Genomic DNA, 20166 nt, shown 5'->3' with positions numbered 1-20166 from the left:
CAAAAAAATACAACCTATTCATTTTCGAATTCTTTAAACGGGATTTTTAGTTGAACGGAAACAAGTTTTTTTTCTTCCGTATTCAGTTGAGAAAGAGACAGCCCAAGCAATCGTACTGCTTTATCGAAAGGACGTAACTCCCAAAGTTTTTTTCCGGTATTGAAATATTCTTCCGGAGAAGAAAAATACTCGTCCCGGGTGATACTTCTTGTAAAAAGAGAGAAATCCTTATACTTAATTTTTAAGGTTAAAGTTCTTCCGAGGATGCTGTTTTTCTGTAGACGCTGATGAAGTTCTTCGCTCAGGCTTTCCAGTTTTTCGTTGATCTGCTGTTCATCAAAAAGATCTTCAAAAAAAGTTCTTTCTACCGCCACGCTTTTCTGGATCCGATGAGGTTTAACTTCTGAAGTATGGATACCACGAACTACGTTGTAGTAATGCTTTCCAGATTTTCCAAATATTCTTACCAGGTCATCCAGCGATCTCTTTTTTAAATCTTTTCCCTTATAAATTCCTAAACTGAACATTTTGTTGGCCGTAACTTTTCCAACCCCATAAAATTTTTCCACGGGTAGTTCCTCCAGGAAACTTTCTACCTTATCCGGATGAATGGTCTTCTGACCGTTAGGTTTATTGATATCGGATGCTACTTTAGCTAAAAATTTATTAACGGAAATTCCTGCGGAGGCTGTAAGACCTGTCTGTTCAAATATTTTCTGGCGGATTTCTCTTGCGATCTGATTGGCAGATTCAATTCCTTTTTTATTTTCAGTAACATCAAGATAGGCCTCATCCAAAGACAGAGGTTCTACAAGATCAGTATATTCATAGAAAATCTCACGGATCATTTTTGAAATTTCTTTGTAACGGGCAAAACGCGGCGGAACAAATATAAGATCCGGGCATTTCTCCTTCGCCGTTTTACTGGGCATGGCAGAACGAACTCCATACTTTCGGGCCTCATAACTTGCAGCAGCCACCACACCACGATGCTGGCCTCCAACTGCAATAGCCCTTCCTTTTAAAGCAGGATTATCATGCTGCTCTACGGAGGCATAAAATGCGTCCATATCTACGTGAATAATTTTACGAAGCGGCAAAGAAAAATCCATATCACAAAGATATGGATTCTTGTATTTATGTATAGAAGGGAAGTTAGAAGCTGGAAGAGAAAAGTCAATCAGGTCGATATGGAAAGGTATGACCAATTAATTGATTGAAAAGTAATTAACAATGATATCTAGTTGTTGGTAACTTAAATTACTCTCAACTTCTTTCTTCAGCCTCCTACCTTTTACGATTTCAGTCTCATGGTAAGAAGGTGAGGTTCAAAACCTGCTTTTTCGTAAGCTTTTATCGCAGATTCATTTTCAGCATAAACATCCAGTCTTATTTCCTGAATATTTCTGGATCTTGCCCAATTAATAAGTTCGTCAGTAATGATTTTGTTAATTCCTCTGCCTCTGTATTCAGGTTTTACATACATAAACCCCAGATAAGCATAGTTTTCAAACTTGTAATAATTTTTTTCAGATTGTCTGATAAGGGCATAGCCTGATGCTACAATCTCATTATTCTCTTCTACAACAATTAAAGTGGCATCTGGTGATGTAATAAAGTGGCTTAAATCATAATAGTGGATCTCTCCATCAATGAATGTGCTGTTGAAAGGTCTTTCTGCAGAAACTATTCCCTGCTCAAATGTTAAAAGGATTTCTAAATCCTGCTCTGTGGCTTCTCTTGTGATCATGGTGTAAAAATAAGTTGAAGTTTAAACATTCCGCTTTTATAGAAATGTTTAAACTCCAAGGTTTATGATGGTTAAAAAATTATTTTAAAAGTTTATCTATGGTCTGCTGAATTTCAGGATCTTCCGGAGAAATAGCATAATATTTGGCGATAGCCGATTTCTGATCGATAACCATATATCTTGGAATCCAGTTCAGGTCCACATAATTATTGAAATCATTTTTCCAGCCTGATGCAAACCAATAGTTTTCTTTTTCTTTCATATTGAATCTTACCAGGCTCTTATCAAATCCTTCTTTTGATCTTTCTAATGATAAGAAAACAAAGTCAATATTAGGATTATTTTTTTCTAGTACTTCAGCTTTGGGTAATGCCTGAAGACAGTCTCTGCACCATCCGGCCCAAAAATCGATTACTAAGACTTTCCCTTTATGCTGATCCAGAATTTCCTGGATAGTAATTGTTTTTCCATCCTCATCTTCCAGCTTTTGCTTTAAGGCTTCTTTGGAAAATCCGGTTTTAAGAGCAGCAGGGACCTTTTGGGCATAACTTAAGCCAAACAGTCCTACCATAAAAATTAATAACAGCTTTTTCATTCTACAATTTCATTTACACAAAACTAAGCAATGCATTGCAATCTGAGATTGATTTTTTTATGAATTGGGAAAAATTTATATATTGATAATTTCTATGAATAGTTCTTAATGAAACCCTTTACTACTGCAATAACATTAGGCATGGCTTTATTGGCAGCATTCAAAACTTCTTCGTGAGAAACAGCGAAAGCAATATCCGGACCGCCAAGATCAGTAATCACGGAAATACAGAATACATCCATTCCCATATGTCTGGCAACAATTACTTCCGGAACGGTGCTCATTCCTACCATATCACCGCCAATGGCTTTAATCATTCCGTATTCGGCTGGGGTTTCAAAAGTAGGACCCTGCAGGGCAACATAGATTCCCTGATGGATTTTTATATTATGATCTGCAGCTGCCTGTTCTGCCACTGCAATCATTTTTTTGTTGTAAGGTTCACTCATATCCACAAAACGTGGTCCAAATTCATCAATATTTTTTCCACGAAGCGGATGTTCGGGCATCATATTGATATGATCCTTTAAAATAACGATATCTGCAATGCTGTAATCTGGATTTACTCCGCCGCATGCGTTGGAAAGAGCAAGGTTTTTAATTCCCAGTAAATGAAAAACTCTGACAGGAAAAGTTACAGTTTCCATTGAATGTCCTTCATAATAATGGAAACGGCCACTCATCATAAGTACTTTTTTCCCTTCCAGGATTCCGTAGATCAGTTTCCCGGTATGTCCGGCTACTGTAGTCTGTGGAAAATTGGGGATGTCTTTATACTCTAAAATATGGATCGGTTCTACTTCATTCTGGAGCTTTCCAAGTCCGGATCCTAAAACAATGGCAAAATCAGGAGTATCCTGAATGATGTTCTTGATAAAATCAGCTGTCTCTTTAATTCTTTCTAACATAATCTAAGATGATTTGATTGAATTCTTCCTTTTTATCAATAACAACATTGATAGGCCAGTAGTAAACAATTTCTCTAAGATAGTCAAAAGTTTTCAGACGAACGTAATCTTTCTCTGTGGTTAATATCAGCTTGTATTCTCCTAATTTTTTATATTCCGCAAGGATTTTTTTAATATCATCATCCGTGAAATTATGATGATCTCTGAATTTCAGATGAGTAACCCTTTTTGAAAATTTAGCAAGATGTTCAAGAAGCGGTTTAGGATTCGCAATTCCGGTAATTAATAAAATATCGTAATAGTTCAGGTTGTTGTCCGGAAGCATTTTATCTTTTCCGTACACGTTTTCGTCATAACCAATGGATGAAAAGAATACTTTTTGGTTATGAGAAGGCCTGATCCTTGAAATATAATACCTTTTGGTTTCCTCCGTCAGTTCATCAGGACATTTGCTGACCATGATGATATCAGCTCTCTTGGCTCCGGCTCTGGATTCTCTGAGGTCTCCGGCAGGAAGAAGGTAGTCTTTGAAAAACGGATCATTGAAATCAGTCATCAGAATATTGAATCCTGCTTTAATGGCACGGTGCTGCATAGCATCATCCAGTATCAGGACTCCGAGATCCATATCTTCGATCACTTTTTTAGCTCCGGGAACACGTTCTTCTGAAACAGCGATTACAAAACGGTTTTTGAAACGTTCAAAAAGCTGCATGGCTTCATCGCCCACAATTTTGTAATTACTGTCGTAATTTGTTACTTCGTAGCCTTTTGTAAGTCTTCCGTAGCCTCGTGACAGGACTCCGGTTCTGTAATGTTTGGATAAAAACTGGGCAAGATACATCACCATCGGCGATTTCCCGCTTCCGCCCACAGAAAGGTTCCCGACATTGATTATCGGTGTCTTGAATTTTGTCGATTTAAAAATCCCCAGATCATACATTGTGTTTCGGATACCCGTCACCATATGATAAGCAAGGGAAAAAGGATAAAGGTACCATCTTTTCATACGAATGCAAAAATAGGAATTTTAATAAGCATTGGAGTAATATTATCAAAGACTTTTCAACAAATATTTGTTAAATTAAAGTATTTTTGTGGAGTTATAATAATACTTTGAGATACTTTATAGAATTTTCTTATAACGGAAAGAATTATTTCGGCTATCAGATACAGCCGGATGCTATTTCCGTGCAGGAAGAACTGGAAAAAGCTCTTTCCACCATTTTAAGAGAAGAGATTAAGACAACAGGAGCCGGGAGAACAGATACCGGAGTTCACGCCAAAAAAATATTTGCACACTTTGATACGGATCAGGAGCTGAGTGATGAACTTCCACGCAGGCTGAACAGTTTTCTTCCACCGGATATTTCCATCAAAAGGATTTTTAAGGTGAAAGATGATTTTCATGCCCGTTTTGATGCAACATACCGAACGTATGAATATTATATTTCACTGTCGAAAAACCCGTTTACCCAGGAATCCGCCTGGCAGCACTGGAAAAGGCCTCTGGATATAAATAAAATGAATGAAGCCTGTAAAATCCTCTTTGAGTATGAGGATTTTACAAGTTTCGCTAAATTGAAAACCGACAATAAAACGAACATCTGCAAAATGTATATTGCAAAATGGGAACAGGATGGAGCGGAACTGAAGTTTACTGTTTCTGCTAACCGTTTCCTTAGAAATATGGTTCGTGCTATTGTAGGAACAATGGTAGAAATAGGTACCGGAAAACTTAAGCCTGAAGATTTACGCAAAGTTATTGAGGATAAAAACCGTAATGCTGCCGGAACCTCTGCTCCTGCCCACGGATTGTATCTTGTGGATGTAGGCTATGAATTTTAAATAAAAAACTAAAAACTATAATCATGTTATCAATCATTATTCTTATTGGAGCCTATAGATATTATGCTCGTCTAGCAGAAAGGTTCGGAAAAGTAAAATGGCAGCTGGGGCTGCTGGCTGTCGGAATCTATCTGGGAACCCAGATTATTTTAGGGATGTCTTATGGAGTTTATCTGGCTTCCACAGACCCTGCTGCTGTGAATAATGTAAATTATACAGGTTTCTCTGCAGCTAATCTTGTTGGCTGGCTGATCTCTCTTTTAGCAGTGTGGGGTGTTTATCTGCTTCTTGAACAAAAATATAAGAAAGAGAATCTGCAAAAACCATCTTTGGAAATCCAAAAGATAGGTGAGATTCCCGAAGATTCACAGAAATAAACCTGCTCGGTTTTTGAAGGTCAAAACTGTAAAACCACAAAAGATTACAAAAACACTTAAGTTCACTTAAGGATTCAAATATCGGTGTATAAAAATGCTTATGAGAAGAAAATCAAAGGTTTTCAGAAAGTTCTAGTGCGCTTATTCTTCATCTTGCAGACACTTAAGTGTTACTTGCTTGTAGGTTATTATTAAATATTTTTGGTCACTTCAATAACGCGTTGCCTACAAAAGATATTCATTCTGTAAATGATAGGTATCTTATATTTTCTATGGCGATTTGTGAAAGTTGTAAAGGCAGACAACTTATAAAGTCTTATTTTTGCATAGAATTTTAATTCTTTTCTTCAATTCGTATAATGAAAAAACAAGATACCTGGGGAATTGTAAAAAGGCTGTTCTTTATCGGGATGAAGTTTCGTTCCTGGTTCATCCTTACTTTAATCATTTCCGTCATACTTTCAATTGTTTCTACTTACAGGCCATATCTTACTATGGAGGTTGTAGATAATGATATTACAAAGCTGCAGGATAAGGCTTTGATGATGAAGCATATCTATATCCTTGTAGGATTGGTGTTTGCAGAAACTGTTCTGAACTTTTTTCTGGTTTATTTCTCCAACTTCATTTCGCAGAATGTTATCCGTGATATCCGTGAAAGATTATATTCCAAACTAATTTATTTTAAAACTTCATTCTTTGATAAAACGCCAATCGGCCAATTGGTAACCCGTGCTGTAGGCGATGTGGAAACCATTGCTACTGTGTATACAGACGGATTTCTAATGGTTTTCGGAGATATTCTGAGAATTGTATTTGTCTTGGTAATGATGTTCAGTACGAATGTTCATTTAAGCTATATTACTCTGGCGATTTTGCCTTTAATGGTTGTTATTACAAGGTTTTTCCAAAAAAGACTGAAGAAAGCTTTTGGTGATGAAAGAACATGGACGGCTACCCAGAACTCGTTTGTGCAGGAAAGGCTGGCGGGAATGCCGATTATTCAGGTATTCAACAGACAGGAATCTGAGTTTAGAAAGTTTGATGACATCAATATTACCCTTAAAGGAGCATTGCTGAGAACTGTTTTCATTTTTTCACTATTCTTTCCTGTAGTGGAACTTATTTCCTCATTATTTATAGGGTTTATCCTGTTTTATGGCGGATATATCACCATTAGTGCCGGGGTTGTTATTGCTTTTATCCAGTATATTTCAATGCTGATTCGTCCTTTAAGACAGATTGCAGACCGTTTCAACAACATTCAGAGAGGAATTGTAGGAGCAGAAAGAGTATTGGGATTAATGGATGAAGAAAATTCAATGACCAATACAGGTACTGTTAAAAAAGATCATTTTGCAGGTAAAATTGAATTCCAGAAAGTACATTTCGCCTATGATGAAAAGCAGGAAGTACTGAAAGGTATTGATTTCAAAGTAAATCCTGGAGAAACTGTTGCCATTGTAGGAGCAACCGGTGCCGGGAAATCTACTATTATCAGCCTGATTACAAGGCTTTATGATATCAATTCCGGAAATATCCTTATTGATGATGTGAACTTGAAAGATTATGAATTGTATAATTTAAGAAGCCATATCGGAGTAGTATTACAGGATGTATTTTTATTCCACGGAAGCATTTTTGAAAACCTGGCTTTTGGAGATGATACAATTACCCTTGAGAAAATAAAGGCTGGTGCTAAAGAAATTGAAGTAGACCAGTTTATTGAACAGCTTCCGGGCGGATATGATTATGTGGTAAGTGAAAGAGGTTCGTCTATTTCTTTGGGACAAAGACAATTATTATCCTTCCTGAGAGCATATTTATCTGATCCGAAGATTCTGATCCTGGATGAAGCCACCTCTTCTATTGATCATGAAAGTGAAAAGCTGATTCAGAGAGCTACTGAGAAAATTACCAAAAACAGAACCTCCATCATTATTGCTCACAGGCTTTCCACCATTGAAAAAGCAGATAAGATTATTGTGATGGAACATGGTAAAATTGTAGAAGAAGGGAAGCACCTGGAGCTTCTGGATAAAAATGGCTACTATGCCACCTTATACAAAGCGCAGTTGAGACATGAAGTGGAACTGGAAGAAGAGGAAAAATCAAAATAATATATTCCTAAACCATACAAAAAGAGAGCTTTAGGCTCTCTTTTTGTATCAGAATTTTAAATATTGATTCATTGCCATTACCTGAATGAACTATAGGGATCAGCGCTTTTAAAACTGCAGAAAACAAAGTTTTGAACAGTCCCGAAAGGAGTAGTGTGATCTTCTGTTATGCAGCCAATCTTTTCAAAATTTTCTTTAAATTCTTCAGAAAGAGATTCCCCGTCATATTGCTGAATATCCAGTCCGCTGCATTTGGTAGGGCCGTTTTTGGAAAAAGTTCCTAAAACCAGAAAACCATTGATGCTTTTTTTAGCAATATCAACATATTTTGAAACCTGTTCCGGAGTAGTCAGGAAATGAAAGGCAGCCCTGTCATGCCAGATATCATAGGTTTCAGCAGGCTCAAAAGCTGTAATATCTGTAGCAATCCATTTTACCTTATCGGCTTTGCCTCCCAATCTTTGCTTTGCTTTATCCAAAGCTTTGGCAGAAATATCCAAAACCGTAATATTTTCATAGCCTTCTTCAAGCAGGAAGTCAACCAGATTACTGTCTCCACCACCAATGTCTATAATCTTAGCCTGTTTTCCCAATCCGAAAGAATTAATAAAATCAAGCGAAGTCTGAGGTTTTTTCTGGGTCCAGCTTACCTGATCCGGATTTTTAGTCTCATACACATTTTCCCAATGATTTTTGTTGGCTGAAGAATTCATTAGTCTTTTAACTGATTATTTATTTCTTCAAATTTATTAATTAATCCGTCAATTTTTTCCTGTTGCTTCTTTATTGTTTTAGGTCTTATATAAAACCAGTTGAAACCTATCCATAGCAAAGCAGCTGCATACACCAATATTCCGGGAATGAGCGGCATTTTTAAAGTATATTCATACATATAAAGGCAAATCCCCAAAAGCAGCATAACAAAATACAGGTTAAGCATAGTGGTCTGAATAAACTTCTGTTTACTTTTTACCAGATATAGGTTTTGAAGATATTCAGTATTAGATTGGGTATTGTCAATCTTATAAAAGACCCTAAACATTCTGTTATAGGCCAGCAGAAAAATAACCATAGCAAGAATCACAAGGATGATCCCGACCTTTGTGCTGATATGCTGAGGCTGATAACGATACCATATAAAAGCAGTAAATAAGCAGGTAGCAATCAATAGGAGATTGGCAATTATCAGTTTACGAATGTTTTCGCTTTTAAACTTTTTCAGTCTGCTAAGGAGTTCTTCTATATTGGGTTTGGGAGAAGACTGTTGCTTCCAGATATTTTTGAAATCGATATTAGTATCCATTATTTTTAAACTTTTGCGTTAATTTTTCTTTTATCCTATATTTTTACACGGATGTTGGATTCTGAAAGTCCTGTGATTTGGGCAATTTCTGCCTGTTTTACTTCCTCCAGTTCCAGAGAAATGATAATTCTCTCCGTTTCAGGAAGTTCGGAAATAAACTTATAGAGCATTTGGATCTGAGGTTCCATAGATTCCTGCTTTTTCTCTTCCAGATTAACGGGAAGATCTGTTTTGGAAAATCTTTTTTCTTTCTCAATCTGCCGGAGACAATTATTGGAAGCAATTCTGAAGATCCATGTTCCCACGCTGGATTCATTCCTGAATTTCGGGAGCTGCTGCCATACGATGATAAATGTTTCCTGAGCAAGATCCTGGGCAGCATCAGTATCATTCACATACCCCATGCATAGGCGGAATATCTTTTGCCAGTACAATTCGTAAATATCCTCAAACACCATTACTTCGAAGATAAAAAGTTATTAAGCTGATTAAAATACCATTCTTTATCATCATACATAATGAAATGTAATCCTTTTGTAGAATATTGATAGGTAGCATTTTTAAGATGAGCATACTGAGCTTCAATAGCGGGTTTCATTAATGCAAAATAAGATTCCAGTAAGACCAGGGAAGGGCACTGTATATTTTTAAGGGTTTCTCTAAGATCGGTATTCGAGAAATCACAGTACATTTTGGCGAATGTTTTTCTGTCAGATTTCATGCTCCAGCCAATCACTGTATCCTGCATAGAAGTATCTGCCAGAAGTCGTGGGATAGATTGGGCCTGCATTTGAAGGAATTGTTCATCGGTCATTGCTGTAAATTTATTAATGATTGGTGAACAGTCGTTATTTTCTCTGGATGTAAAATTAGGGTTGGAGAGTGCTGCCAGGCAAGGTAAAGTATCCACAATCACAATTTTACCCACCAGCTCAGGATAGTCTGCTGCAATAGCCATAGCAAGACCACCTCCCATGCTGTGTCCAATGATAACGGGCTTTTCAATTTTATTATTCTTTATATAAGTTGCAATTCCTTTTTCCCAATCTTTGAAGCTGGCATCTGCATCAGGTTTTGCCCCTGCAAACCCTGCCATGGTTAATATATAGCAGGTAAAATCTTTTTCAAACTTTGCGGTTGTTTCATTCCATACGTCTCCTGAAGAGGCAAACCCGGGAATCAGGATTAATGATTGTTTTCCCCTTCCGGATTTTTTTACCTCAAACGGATATGTTTTTTCCTGGCCAAATATATTACATACTGCTGCAAAAAATAACAAGATGATAAGAAGGAATGTGATTTTTTTCATGATTTTTGAAGTTTTAAGGTTTATTTGTCTTTTAGAGACGCGTCTTTTTAAAATGTTACACTATTTTTTTTATTTTTTTAAAAAAAATATTTTTTCTTCCCTGGAAACCTTTACTGTTGAGAAAAACCTGTTTTAAAACTTTTTGTAATTAATATTTTGTATACTGTCAGATTTTTAGTTCTGATATGATAAAAATCATGTATTGTGCGATGTTCAAAGCTTTTGATCTGTGTTTCCTCTCTGATAGGTGATTAATGGATGTTGTTAAATGAATTGAGTTTTGGTGTTTTTAATGAATAAAACAAAAAAATAATAACTTAATGGTGTTTATATTTGAAAAATTTATTAATTTTATTGAAGGTTTAAGTCCTGACCCCAAAAGATAATGGGGTGTGCAGGCGAAAAATGGATTTTTTAACTAAAAACTAAAAAATATAAATGAGCAGTAGTATCCAAGATGAATTCAAAGTCTTTAAAGACGAGTTAAAAAAACTTAATATTGAAGTACAGAAAGTAGTAAAAGTAGGAAACGGAAGTATGGATTTTCATGAAGTTTTCTACAAATCACCGCGATATGAAGAGGTGAAGACTGTGTATGTTCAGCGTCATAATCTGGACAATATCATAGAGAAATTTAAACAGGCCTATCATTAAAAATATAACCGGCGCCGCAGATTCTCTGTGGCGCCGGATTGTTTGTCATGTTTAGTACTATTACGTGGAAAAACAGAATAGTAATTAAGCCAGTCAAATATTTGAGGTTTATTTTAAAATCTATATCCCAAAGAAAGTCCGCTTCTGAAACCGGCCCATGGCCCGTCTACTTTTATCTTTGCTCCGTTGGCATTGGTTTCTACAGTGTATTTTACAAACGGAATATCCAGGTTTTCAATTTCTTTTTTTAACTGAGCCTGCATATCCGGAGTAAGAACATAATCTGAGGTCATTGTAAAATCCCCTTTTCCGCCTCCGTAATGAGCTCCTGCAATCCAGAAATCCAGGACCAGATTTTGGCTTCGGGTAAGAAAAAATTGTACACCTACCATAAGTCCGCCACTATTTCCCTTGGTGTTTCCCTGGCCTTTCAAAGGAATTTGATAAGTGTTTCCATCCTGGCCGTTATAATCATAGTAGAAATCAAAGGTGTTGGAAGAAACATCAGAATACCGGTAATAAGGAGCAAAATAAAAACCTTTTCCATAGCCTTTTCCAATATAAAATCTAGGCTCAATGGTGAAATTGGTGGCTTTTACCTTTAGATTTTCAAATCTTTTTTCATCTTTATCTTTCAGGAAGCTATTAATGAAGGGTACTTTTCCTTCCGGCATGGTTCCAAAGCCAATATTCACAGAAAACCATCGGTTGAAGGCGCGTTCATAAGACAGGTTGATATTCCTGAAAGCATAAGCAGTAACGTTCGTTTTGATGATATTCATCTTTTCAGCAGGAACATTTTGGCCCTCCTGTGCTTCTAATGCTGAAAACAGAAGGCAGGGGATGAGCAGAATTATATTTTTCATAATCTTATATTTTAAGGTGTAAAAAAATAGCAGCAAAAAGCAGGCTGAATTTAACATAATAATTTGAATTTAATGAAAAAACTATTCAAATTCTTAATGATAATGGTGCTTTTTTATTTTACAATTAAAATGAATGTAATGGATTTTACAAATTGGTTGTCCTAAAAGTATAATCCATTTCTGATATGAAAAAAACGATATACACCATTTGCTTTCTTTATGGAGCTCTGGCTTTTTCGCAGGAAATAAAAAAAGATACAGCGAGTGCTTCCGGAACGAAAGAACTTCAGGAAATCATTATAAAAGCACAGCGCAAAAAACAGTTTGCTGATAAGGCGGTGTATACTTTTGATAAGGAAGCTCTGGAAAAAGCAAGGTATGCAAAGGATTTACTGAGTACGCTTCCGGAACTGCAGCTGGATCCTGTTTCCAATACGATTACAGGTACAAAAGGAGGTGCCATTTTATTCCTGGTTAACGGAGTTGAAGCTACGGACATGCAGATCAGGAGTATTGCCCCCAGTGAGGTGGTGAAGGTGGAGTATTATGATATTCCCCCGGCAAGATGGGCAACCAGGGCGGATATTGTAGTTAATATTCTGACAAGGTCTACGGAAACGGGATATGTTTTTGGTGCTGAAGGATCTTCAGCGCTGGATACTGGTTTTGTAAATGCATCTGCGTATGCCAATTATACAAAAGGAAAGAACGATATAGGGCTGGAATACTCTATTAATCTAAGGGATTACACGGACAGAAGGGTAAACAGTATCTATGATTATCAGCTGGGTGCACAGCATTACCGTTCTAATGAGAACCGTAAAGATCATTTTGGGTATACTTTTCAAACTATAGCATTACGTTATACCAGGCTGGTTCCTGATGATTATGCTTTTCAGGTGAAGCTGAATATGAATATTTCCAACCGTTTTTCAAAAGGAACAGGACAAAGCTTTTTTACTGTGGAGAATTCTGGTGAAGAACATTCAATGTTTAAAAATAATGGATCAGATTATGTAATTCCGAAGGTAGATCTTTATTATTCAAAAAAAATAGGTATGAAGGATGAACTGAGTATTAATCTTGTAGGGTCCGATTATACAACCAATTCTTCGGAAACAGCTAAGGAGTGGATTACGGGTTCCGGCATCTCTGTGTATGATAATGATATGGTTTTAAAAGCAAAGCAAACAAGTCTTGTAGGAGAGTTAGCGCATACCCGTGATTTTGAAGCTGGAAAACTTTCATCCGGATATCGTATCTCAAGATCTTCAATTTCCAATGATCTGAATAACCTTTCCGGATACTCTCAATATAAGGTCACTTATCTGGAACAATACCTTTATACTGAATTTTCAGGAAAAATAAATAAATTCAGCTATCATATCGGAGTGGGATTAACCCATATTCATAATAAAAGCGCAGAAAATACTTTTGATGAGTGGTCTTTTACTCCAAAACTTGTATTGGCTTACCAGCTTAAAAATAACCAAAGCCTCCGATTGACGAGCAGTTATAAACCTATAAGTCCTTTGAGTAATGCGCTCAGCAGTAATATCGTACAGCTGGCTCCCAATATTGTTCAGAAAGGAAACCCTTTTCTTGAGGCTCAGCAGAAATGGACCAATAGCCTGACATATTCATTAAATAACAAGTATTTTGATTTTAATCTAAATGCATTCTATTCTTACACGGATAGGGTTATTAATCAGTATTATATTTTGGATCATACTTTTGGTGGCTATGCATTAACTTATGAAAATGGAAAATATTCTCAACAGTACGGAGTGCAGCTTACGGGTTCATATAAACCTTTCGGAAGTAATCTTTTAGTAATAAAAGCTTCTTTAACTCCTACTTCTGAAATGGTGAAAACAGGAACAGGAACAGTGATTAAAAATGATTATTTCGGAAATTATTTTGTGGTGTCCTCGGAATATAAAAAGTTCTCAGCACAGTATCAATTTAATATTCCAGCTTATAGTCTTAATGGGGCTTTTTTGAATACCAATGAAAATCAGAATCATATTTTTGTAAGTTATAAGCATAACAATCTAACTTTTTCCACAGGGATGTACTGGATAGGAATGCCTTCGGAATACAAAACAAAAAGCCTTTCTGAAAGCCTGGTAGATTATAGGCTTCATACACAAATCATGAATAATAAATCTATGTTTATATTGGGATTAAGCTATGATTTTTCTAAAGGAAAGAAGACTGAGATCCAGAAAAAACTGAATAATGATACAGCTCCGGCAGCTACTTTTTAGAGCGTTCTGAAAACGGATTGTCCGTATTAAAAAAAAACTTTATGTTTCCGGAATTAAAATGAAGTGTTTTGATAAATTTTCCGCCCCAGACTGTGGACATTTACTTTTTAATATTTTTCTACATTTAAATCTAATGGGAATTTAAATAAAAGCCGCCTAACAATGTCGGGCGGCTTCTGTGCATTAAATGATGTAGTTTTAGTTAGTTGCTCATAATCATTTTTCGGTAAGCGTAGATGTCCTCTATGGTTACCACGCTCATTCCTTTTTTGACAGCAAAATCTACGATTTCAGGAAGTCTTGCCATAGAACCGTCTTCATTGGTAAGTTCGCAAAGTACGGCATCATCGCCCAGATTAGCCATTTTTACAAGATCTACACTTCCTTCCGTATGTCCACGTCTTTCAAATACTCCATTTTTTTTAGCAATCAGAGGAAAAACATGTCCGGGGCTTGCAATGTGCTCTGCCACTGCGTCTGCTGCGACAGCTGTTCTGATGGTTGTTACACGGTCTTTTGCCGAAACTCCGGATTCCACTCCTTCTTTGGCTTCAATGGAAATGGTAAATGCTGTTTGATTTTTTGAATTGTTATTTTCCACCATCGGGCGCAGGTTCAGATGTTTGCTTTTTTCTTCGGAAATGCATAAGCAGACAATACCGCTGCATTCGCGGATCAGAAGTGCCATGTCCTGTTCTGTGATAGTGGAAGCGGGAAAGATGATATCGCCTTCGTTTTCACGGCTTTCATCGTCTACTAATAAGATACCTTTCCCCTGTTGTAATGTTGAAAGCGCTTTTTCTACGCGCTCTTTGGAGGTTGCTCCGAATTGTTCTAATAATTTTTCCATGTTATTTTACTTTTAAAAGTTAAAATAGTCTTCGGTACATGGAAATGAAATACAATACCATAAGAGCCTGCGAAGGATCTTACCGTACGTCTCATTTTCTTCTCCCATCCAGACTTTAACTGTCGGTTTTGGAATTTCACCAAATCAGTCCCTTCAAATGAAAGGAGTCGCGGACTGTAACCGCCGGTAGGGAATTTCACCCTGCCCCGAAGAAAACTTATACTAAGTTTTACTGTATGTATTAATTTAAATTTTTTATTTCATTGAATACATTTAATGCACAAGCTGCTAATTTCGGGAAGTTTTTTGATATGGAAAAGAATTTTATGATTGATTTATCAATGAATGATTGGCTTCTAAAGCGAAACCACTCACAGATGGGAGTGGTTTTTTATATGTATTATAGCTTTTATTGTTCCGGCTTATTCCTTAATATCTTCTCCATCTTTTTTCCTTTGCTCAATTCATCAATCAGTTTATCAAGATAGCGGATGTTTCTCATGAGTTCATCTTCAATTTCCTCTATACGGTATCCACAGATTACACCTTTTATTAATGAAGCATTGGGATTCATCTGTGGGGCTTGTTCAAAAAAAGTCTTAAAGTCAGTTCCCTTTTCCAGCTGTTCCTGAATTTCTTGTTCATTATAACCGGTAAGCCATTGAATAATTTCGTGAACTTCAGATTTTGTCCGGCCCTTTTTCTCTGCTTTTTGAATATAATACGGATAAACACTTGCAAAAGCTGTTGTGAAAATCTTGGTGTTTTGCATGGCTTTTTTGTCTAATGTTCAGGCTAATTTTTGTAGTACTTTGTTAAGAATGGAATTAAATTCTTCAGGATTTTCAAGCATCGGATAATGGCCAACTCCTGTAATGGTTACATAATCATAATCTTTCAAATATTTACGATTGCCTTCAAGATTGGTAGGAGAAGCATCCGAATTAATAGCTATTACCGGTACCTGAACCTGTTCTGCAACTTTCCTGAAATCTGTTGTGTATAAAGGCTTAAGTGCATTGATTGCTTTTTCAGCATCATTTTGAAGGAACTCATGCTGCACTCTTTCTCTTATTGCAGGAGGGGTTTGCTCCACAAAAAGATATTGAGGAAGAATGTTTTCCACTGCATGTTTAAAGTCAGAACGATACATGGATAGTATTTGTTCCACCTGTTCATCCGTAAAAGATTCATCAAGGTCTTTCAGGGTGTCTATTAAGACTAAGGCTTTTACTTTTGGAATTTTTAAAGAAGCTTCAAGAACATAAGCACCACTCATTGAATGGCCTACAAGAATAATTTCAGGGGCATCTATGGCATCTGCTACAGCTTTTATATCGTCTGCATATTGGGAGCTTGTCCAGGTTTCTCTTGAAGAATCTGATTTACCATGTCCGGCAAGATCTATCTGTACAACATGATAATTGGGAGTTAAATATTTCTGTTGGTCATCCCACCATTCAGTATTCCCCAGCCAGCCATGGACTAAAATTACTGCTGTATTTCTGCTTTCGCTTTCCTTGTAATGAATTTTTTGACCATCTGAAGAAACGGCATATTTTTCCATTGAAATTTTATTTTATGTTGATGTGTGAGAATTTTAAAGAAACTAAGGTACAAAAGTCTGTAGAAAGTGTGTGTTTCTTTATGTAATCTGTTGATGTTAAAAATATAAAATGTACACTTATTGAGGTCAGCTATGATAAAGATCCCTTAAAATAAAACTGCTTTTCAGGGATGGTTTGAGCTTCAGGGTTGTTCTATTTCTTTGCTTCCGATTTGATATTAATAATCATCACAGCATAAGAATTCCCTAAGGTATCCTTTATTTCACATTTGAAGTAGATGAGGTTCTTTAGGATTTTTTGTTGAAAAGCTTCAACCAGAAACTCTGTTTCAATGGGCATGGCCCGGGAAGCATAGCCTTCCAGGCTGTCAATTTCGTAAGTATTCCGGTTTTCTAAAGAGTTGAAAATTTCCCTCAGTACACAATTGGCAACAAATACAAAAGGAACAATAGGGTAGTTTTCGAAATGACCTTTGCATTGGCTTAGTGTAAAAGGCATGATGGATATGGTGAACTGATGATGGTCTCCGGTTTTGTTTATTTGGCCTTCGGGAAGCTTCTCATCATAGTTTTCTATGGGAGTATCATTGAAAAAATCTTTATAAAAAAGCTTGAATGAATCCTGATTGATGATATAATAGTCCAGTTCAAAAGAATAGAGGATTTCTCCTGATTGTTTATCCTTTGCGTTAAGGCAGGATTTCCCTTTTCTTTTGGATTCCAGATAGCTTCTGCCGGTAATGGATATGGTGTCTGGAATGGGGCTGGAAGATAATTTTCTGATCCTTAATTTTTCCCCCAGAAAATAGATTTTTTCTTTAGAAGAATCGTTTAGTAGTTTGTATAAGCTGCAGCTTCCTAATGAGGCCAGTGCTTTTAGAAGGTGAGTGAGATTTTCATTACTGAAGTCGTGGCCGGATATTTCACTTTCAATAACATGGTCATTAAATGTGATGTTTTCCGGAATCGTAATGTACGGAACTGTTTCCCCAATATAGGGAATGATGTTTTTTTGAATGTCGGTTGTGGTCATTGAATGAGGGTATTAAATTGTTTTCATTGTTTTGTGGATGGTTTTTAAAACCGTGAAAATTTTAAGATGGCTGTTATTTTATCTGTATATCAAACCGGGAATAGCTAAATATATAGTATAAAGGTGCCTGTATTTCCTTAATTTTTAAAAATGTAAATGTATTCTATATTTCTTCTAATGGTGATTTGTTTTATTTTTTAAAATTACAGAAAAAATAATTATAAACAATTATGATTATAAAATTGTGGTATGTTTTTATTCATTTAAAGTCATGGATATGTCGGGAAATAAAGAGAGTGTATAGGTTGTAAAAAGTTATCCACATCATTTTATTCACATATGATAGTAAGTGTGAGTGAGATGATGTGGATAATTATTTTATTTAAATTATTGTATGTTAATAGTTTATTGATTGTTTTGAAGTGTGTCTAAAAAGTTATCCACAATTATAAAATGAAATATGGTTAACTGTGGAAAAGTTATCCACATGTTTTCCTCTTAAGCAATAAACCATAAGTTCCAATGTTCTTTAAATAGAAATAATAGTAATAAAAGCGTCAAATTTTGATTATTTGAAAATTGCGAATTCCTAAAGCCCTTCTATATAATCTTCATAGCCGCTTTTGTCCAAAAGATCTTTAGCGCTTAAATGATAGATGTTTTTCCAGGAACCCGGGCCGTTTTTTTCAACATATTTTTCAATGATCCTGAATCCCAGCCAATAATTCATAGATTTTGGAGCATCCGGGAAAAGCTTGAATTTATCATTTCTCAGCAACGGATTATTCCCTGAACGGTCAGAGAAATAGGACTTTAATTTTGTGAAGATTTCTTTTTCATGGCTGAGATACCACTCCCAGTTTTCCTTTGTCATATTTTCAACCGCTTCATATTTTTCCATCTTACGGTTAAAAAATATATAAGTGAAATAGCAGGCAAAACCTTCATCTATTGTCTGGCCTAGTGCAGAACCTCCGTTACTGTCTGCATTTTTGAAATGCTCATATACAAGATGGTTCAATTCATGAGGAAGGCCCTTTTCAAGAGTGTATAGAATGTCAACATCTTTATTGTTAAGTTCCAGTGCAAATTGTTCAGCATTACAGCCACCAAATGAGATTCCGGTAATAGGAGTGAAAATCAAACTTATTTTAGCTTTAGGCTTATAAGGAACCAGTTTATTGAATTGGGTAAGGGTTTGGTAGAAATGTTTTTTGAGATCAATAGTCAGAATAATATTGGCCTTTTCTTCCAGTTCCTGTTTATTTTTTTCATATAAATTTTTGTTCCATGAGATCATTCCTCCGGGATTATTGAACAAATGAGCATTTTCATCCCCGAAAATAACACTATAGCAGCTGTCCCATAGTTTTTTATGGGGCAGATAAACATTTCTAACGATGCTCACGGAATCATATTGCTGGTTTTTATGGGCAAGAAGCTGGTGTTTGAACAGGTTTTTAATCACAATATTTTCAACCTTCACACTATCGGCAACTTTTTCTAACCGGTTGTAATCAAAGTTTTTATCTTTATTAACCAGAGTAGATTGCATAGAGCAGCTAAGAATGATAAATGCTGATAAAAACGGAAGAATTTTTTTCATTGTAAGCGCTTCAGATGTATTATAGAATTGTTAAAATTTAAGCAAAAGATACTAAAATATTTAAAGTAGAAGAGAACTCCGTGGTTATTAAGCGAACTGAAAGGTAAGGGCATGACCGGCTATGAGTGAAAAAAGTTGTCTCGTTCATTCATTTAAGATCAAAAAAGTTACTCCTTATCTTTATAAATATTCCAGAAATTGAAATCGGTCATAGGAGCATCTGTAATTCCTATATTACGGCCCATGGTTACAATTTGTCCTCTGTGATAGGTTCCGTGAAGAATAGCGTGTTGAATATATTCATATTTTGAAAAGTCGCATTGAAACCATTGGGATTCTATTTTTACATTTTTTGAAAGATCTTCTTCTGATAAGCTTTTCACATAATCTACCAGTTTCTGTGAATTGTTTTTTAGGTTTATAAAAACTTCTTCTTTGCTGGTTTCAGCAGCCGTTTTTGCAAAATCAAAATCGTTGTTTTCTGCAATGTAGCTCCACCAGTATTCCTGAGTCTGCCAGATGTGATGCAGGGTTTTTAAAATGGTTGGAAAGCTGGAAATAGTTTCCTGATTAAGCTGATCGTCGGATTTTGTGGATAACCAGTCAATGTATTTATTAACAACCCAATTGTTATACTCAACGGTTTTAGTGATTAATGTTTTTAAGCTCATATTATGTATATTTTGTGGTTAAAAATGGTGGTTAAAGTCCAAAATGACGGTCGTGGTCAGTGTTTTCAGGATTAATGAGGGCCTTGTTACTATAAGTAGCAGTTTCAAACTCGCTGATGTTGACTGACAGGAATGAAATTTCGGGCAGCAATTCCGTAAGGCGTATGGTAATTTGTTTCGAGAGAGCAGCCTTTTGTTCTGTATTCCGCCCCTGCATAATATATCCAAAGACATGAAGGAAATTTTTTTTACCTTCTCCCAGCCGGTAATACTGGTAAGGCTGCAGCCTTACTTTAATATCATTGGCAGCAAATAAGCCGGTTGATTCCGCCACATTGTATACAGCATCCATTATTTCATTCGGAGATTTTTTTTGGAGAATATCCTGTGAGCAATCTATTATAAAATGAGGCATAAATGTTTTGTGATATGATTTTTG

21 protein-coding genes, 1 pseudogene and 1 riboswitch are annotated in these 20166 nt (G+C 36.0%); of the genes and pseudogenes, 5 read left to right on the top strand and 17 right to left on the bottom strand.

Annotated elements, in window-relative coordinates; translation table 11 throughout:
- Positions 1-14: 14 nt before the first annotated feature.
- The 5 genes from dinB to lpxK form a co-directional block, all read right to left on the bottom strand.
- Positions 15-1112: a DNA polymerase IV gene (dinB, locus tag EG339_RS02205; RefSeq protein WP_123868674.1), complete on the bottom strand. Its 1098-nt coding sequence runs from the start codon at positions 1110-1112 to the stop codon at positions 15-17.
- A gap of 182 nt (positions 1113-1294) precedes the next feature.
- On the bottom strand, positions 1295-1750 hold the full coding sequence (locus tag EG339_RS02200) for a GNAT family N-acetyltransferase (protein ID WP_123868673.1): 456 nt from the start codon (positions 1748-1750) through the stop codon (positions 1295-1297).
- Between the two features lie 79 nt (positions 1751-1829).
- Entirely contained in the window at positions 1830-2345 is a 516-nt protein-coding gene (locus tag EG339_RS02195; protein WP_123868672.1) for a TlpA family protein disulfide reductase, read from the bottom strand.
- 92 nt (positions 2346-2437) lie between these two features.
- Positions 2438-3253: a purine-nucleoside phosphorylase gene (locus tag EG339_RS02190; protein WP_123868671.1), complete on the bottom strand. Its 816-nt coding sequence runs from the start codon at positions 3251-3253 to the stop codon at positions 2438-2440.
- Positions 3237-4262 (bottom strand): tetraacyldisaccharide 4'-kinase, encoded by a 1026-nt coding sequence (gene lpxK / locus EG339_RS02185; RefSeq protein ID WP_123868670.1) that lies wholly within the window; start codon positions 4260-4262, stop codon positions 3237-3239. The genes EG339_RS02190 and lpxK overlap by 17 nt, the downstream gene beginning before the upstream one ends.
- Before the next feature lie 107 nt (positions 4263-4369).
- On the opposite strand from lpxK, the gene truA reads away from it, so the two are divergent.
- The 3 genes from truA (at position 4370) to EG339_RS02170 (ending at position 7598) form a co-directional block, all read left to right on the top strand.
- Positions 4370-5101 (top strand): tRNA pseudouridine(38-40) synthase TruA, encoded by a 732-nt coding sequence (truA, locus tag EG339_RS02180; RefSeq protein WP_123868669.1) that lies wholly within the window; start codon positions 4370-4372, stop codon positions 5099-5101.
- 23 nt (positions 5102-5124) lie between these two features.
- Positions 5125-5478: a hypothetical protein gene (locus tag EG339_RS02175; RefSeq protein WP_123868668.1), complete on the top strand. Its 354-nt coding sequence runs from the start codon at positions 5125-5127 to the stop codon at positions 5476-5478.
- Between the two features lie 359 nt (positions 5479-5837).
- Complete coding sequence (locus EG339_RS02170; protein ID WP_123868667.1) at positions 5838-7598, top strand: ABC transporter ATP-binding protein; 1761 nt, start codon at positions 5838-5840, stop codon at positions 7596-7598.
- A 77-nt stretch (positions 7599-7675) separates the two neighbouring features.
- Here the strand turns inward: EG339_RS02170 and EG339_RS02165 are convergent, their stop codons facing one another.
- From EG339_RS02165 to EG339_RS02150, 4 genes and pseudogenes are all read right to left on the bottom strand, one after another.
- Positions 7676-8311: a class I SAM-dependent methyltransferase gene (locus EG339_RS02165; RefSeq protein ID WP_123868666.1), complete on the bottom strand. Its 636-nt coding sequence runs from the start codon at positions 8309-8311 to the stop codon at positions 7676-7678.
- A complete protein-coding gene (locus EG339_RS02160) occupies positions 8311-8901 on the bottom strand; it encodes a hypothetical protein (protein WP_123868665.1) in 591 nt (196 codons plus the stop codon). The genes EG339_RS02165 and EG339_RS02160 overlap by 1 nt, the downstream gene beginning before the upstream one ends.
- Positions 8891-9359: pseudogene (locus EG339_RS02155) on the bottom strand (RNA polymerase sigma factor). Before EG339_RS02155 ends, EG339_RS02160 begins: the two are co-directional and overlap by 11 nt.
- Positions 9359-10210 carry an alpha/beta fold hydrolase gene (locus EG339_RS02150; protein WP_123868664.1) on the bottom strand — a complete coding sequence of 284 codons (852 nt, stop codon included), beginning with the start codon at positions 10208-10210 and terminating at the stop codon, positions 9359-9361. Before EG339_RS02150 ends, EG339_RS02155 begins: the two are co-directional and overlap by 1 nt.
- Positions 10211-10648: 438 nt before the next feature.
- On the opposite strand from EG339_RS02150, the gene EG339_RS02145 reads away from it, so the two are divergent.
- Positions 10649-10864: a hypothetical protein gene (locus EG339_RS02145; protein ID WP_066698089.1), complete on the top strand. Its 216-nt coding sequence runs from the start codon at positions 10649-10651 to the stop codon at positions 10862-10864.
- A 113-nt stretch (positions 10865-10977) separates the two neighbouring features.
- On the opposite strand, the gene EG339_RS02140 is transcribed toward EG339_RS02145, so the two are convergent.
- Positions 10978-11730 carry a DUF3575 domain-containing protein gene (locus EG339_RS02140; protein WP_228459689.1) on the bottom strand — a complete coding sequence of 251 codons (753 nt, stop codon included), beginning with the start codon at positions 11728-11730 and terminating at the stop codon, positions 10978-10980.
- Between the two features lie 185 nt (positions 11731-11915).
- Here EG339_RS02140 and EG339_RS02135 point away from each other — a divergent pair, with 185 nt between their 5' ends.
- Complete coding sequence (locus EG339_RS02135) at positions 11916-14000, top strand: TonB-dependent receptor plug domain-containing protein (RefSeq protein WP_123868662.1); 2085 nt, start codon at positions 11916-11918, stop codon at positions 13998-14000.
- Positions 14001-14202: 202 nt separating this feature from the next.
- Here EG339_RS02135 and ribB read toward each other — a convergent pair whose 3' ends face one another.
- The 7 genes from ribB to EG339_RS02100 form a co-directional block, all read right to left on the bottom strand.
- Positions 14203-14850, bottom strand: coding sequence for a 3,4-dihydroxy-2-butanone-4-phosphate synthase (ribB, locus tag EG339_RS02130; RefSeq protein WP_123868661.1), 648 nt, complete (start codon positions 14848-14850; stop codon positions 14203-14205).
- 92 nt (positions 14851-14942) lie between these two features.
- A riboswitch (FMN riboswitch) is annotated at positions 14943-15068 on the bottom strand.
- Between the two features lie 191 nt (positions 15069-15259).
- A complete protein-coding gene (locus tag EG339_RS02125; protein ID WP_123868660.1) occupies positions 15260-15622 on the bottom strand; it encodes a DUF2200 domain-containing protein in 363 nt (120 codons plus the stop codon).
- Between the two features lie 18 nt (positions 15623-15640).
- On the bottom strand, positions 15641-16417 hold the full coding sequence (locus EG339_RS02120) for an alpha/beta fold hydrolase (protein WP_123868659.1): 777 nt from the start codon (positions 16415-16417) through the stop codon (positions 15641-15643).
- A 193-nt stretch (positions 16418-16610) separates the two neighbouring features.
- The gene (locus EG339_RS02115) at positions 16611-17450 is read right to left on the bottom strand and encodes a hypothetical protein (RefSeq protein WP_123868658.1); all 840 of its coding nucleotides are present in this window, start codon (positions 17448-17450) and stop codon (positions 16611-16613) included.
- A 589-nt stretch (positions 17451-18039) separates the two neighbouring features.
- On the bottom strand, positions 18040-19056 hold the full coding sequence (locus tag EG339_RS02110; protein ID WP_228459106.1) for a DUF2268 domain-containing putative Zn-dependent protease: 1017 nt from the start codon (positions 19054-19056) through the stop codon (positions 18040-18042).
- Between the two features lie 167 nt (positions 19057-19223).
- Positions 19224-19727 (bottom strand): DinB family protein, encoded by a 504-nt coding sequence (locus EG339_RS02105; RefSeq protein WP_123868657.1) that lies wholly within the window; start codon positions 19725-19727, stop codon positions 19224-19226.
- Positions 19728-19758: 31 nt separating this feature from the next.
- On the bottom strand, positions 19759-20142 hold the full coding sequence (locus EG339_RS02100; RefSeq protein WP_123868656.1) for a 5-carboxymethyl-2-hydroxymuconate Delta-isomerase: 384 nt from the start codon (positions 20140-20142) through the stop codon (positions 19759-19761).
- Positions 20143-20166 lie beyond the last annotated feature (24 nt).

The sequence above is a fragment of the Chryseobacterium bernardetii genome (genome assembly GCF_003815975.1).
Taxonomy (GTDB): domain Bacteria; phylum Bacteroidota; class Bacteroidia; order Flavobacteriales; family Weeksellaceae; genus Chryseobacterium; species Chryseobacterium bernardetii.
The sequence above is the reverse complement of the archived record's forward strand: the minus strand, read 5'-3'. Positions and strand labels throughout refer to the sequence as shown.

Excerpts from the sequence above, each read along its gene's own strand:
- EG339_RS02200 (WP_123868673.1), bottom strand. The coding sequence starts at position 1,750 with ATGATCACAAGAGAAGCCACAGAGCAGGATTTAGAAATCCTTTTAACA.
- EG339_RS02145 (WP_066698089.1), top strand. The coding sequence starts at position 10,649 with ATGAGCAGTAGTATCCAAGATGAATTCAAAGTCTTTAAAGACGAGTTA.
- EG339_RS02115 (WP_123868658.1), bottom strand. The coding sequence starts at position 17,450 with ATGACCACAACCGACATTCAAAAAAACATCATTCCCTATATTGGGGAA.
- EG339_RS02110 (WP_228459106.1), bottom strand. The coding sequence starts at position 19,056 with ATGAAAAAAATTCTTCCGTTTTTATCAGCATTTATCATTCTTAGCTGC.
- EG339_RS02135 (WP_123868662.1), top strand. The coding sequence starts at position 11,916 with ATGAAAAAAACGATATACACCATTTGCTTTCTTTATGGAGCTCTGGCT.
- EG339_RS02100 (WP_123868656.1), bottom strand. The coding sequence starts at position 20,142 with ATGCCTCATTTTATAATAGATTGCTCACAGGATATTCTCCAAAAAAAA.
- ribB (WP_123868661.1), bottom strand. The coding sequence starts at position 14,850 with ATGGAAAAATTATTAGAACAATTCGGAGCAACCTCCAAAGAGCGCGTA.
- EG339_RS02105 (WP_123868657.1), bottom strand. The coding sequence starts at position 19,727 with ATGAGCTTAAAAACATTAATCACTAAAACCGTTGAGTATAACAATTGG.
- EG339_RS02175 (WP_123868668.1), top strand. The coding sequence starts at position 5,125 with ATGTTATCAATCATTATTCTTATTGGAGCCTATAGATATTATGCTCGT.
- EG339_RS02150 (WP_123868664.1), bottom strand. The coding sequence starts at position 10,210 with ATGAAAAAAATCACATTCCTTCTTATCATCTTGTTATTTTTTGCAGCA.
- EG339_RS02190 (WP_123868671.1), bottom strand. The coding sequence starts at position 3,253 with ATGTTAGAAAGAATTAAAGAGACAGCTGATTTTATCAAGAACATCATT.
- dinB (WP_123868674.1), bottom strand. The coding sequence starts at position 1,112 with ATGGATTTTTCTTTGCCGCTTCGTAAAATTATTCACGTAGATATGGAC.
- EG339_RS02125 (WP_123868660.1), bottom strand. The coding sequence starts at position 15,622 with ATGCAAAACACCAAGATTTTCACAACAGCTTTTGCAAGTGTTTATCCG.
- EG339_RS02165 (WP_123868666.1), bottom strand. The coding sequence starts at position 8,311 with ATGAATTCTTCAGCCAACAAAAATCATTGGGAAAATGTGTATGAGACT.
- EG339_RS02195 (WP_123868672.1), bottom strand. The coding sequence starts at position 2,345 with ATGAAAAAGCTGTTATTAATTTTTATGGTAGGACTGTTTGGCTTAAGT.
- EG339_RS02170 (WP_123868667.1), top strand. The coding sequence starts at position 5,838 with ATGAAAAAACAAGATACCTGGGGAATTGTAAAAAGGCTGTTCTTTATC.
- EG339_RS02140 (WP_228459689.1), bottom strand. The coding sequence starts at position 11,730 with ATGAAAAATATAATTCTGCTCATCCCCTGCCTTCTGTTTTCAGCATTA.
- lpxK (WP_123868670.1), bottom strand. The coding sequence starts at position 4,262 with ATGAAAAGATGGTACCTTTATCCTTTTTCCCTTGCTTATCATATGGTG.
- EG339_RS02120 (WP_123868659.1), bottom strand. The coding sequence starts at position 16,417 with ATGGAAAAATATGCCGTTTCTTCAGATGGTCAAAAAATTCATTACAAG.
- EG339_RS02160 (WP_123868665.1), bottom strand. The coding sequence starts at position 8,901 with ATGGATACTAATATCGATTTCAAAAATATCTGGAAGCAACAGTCTTCT.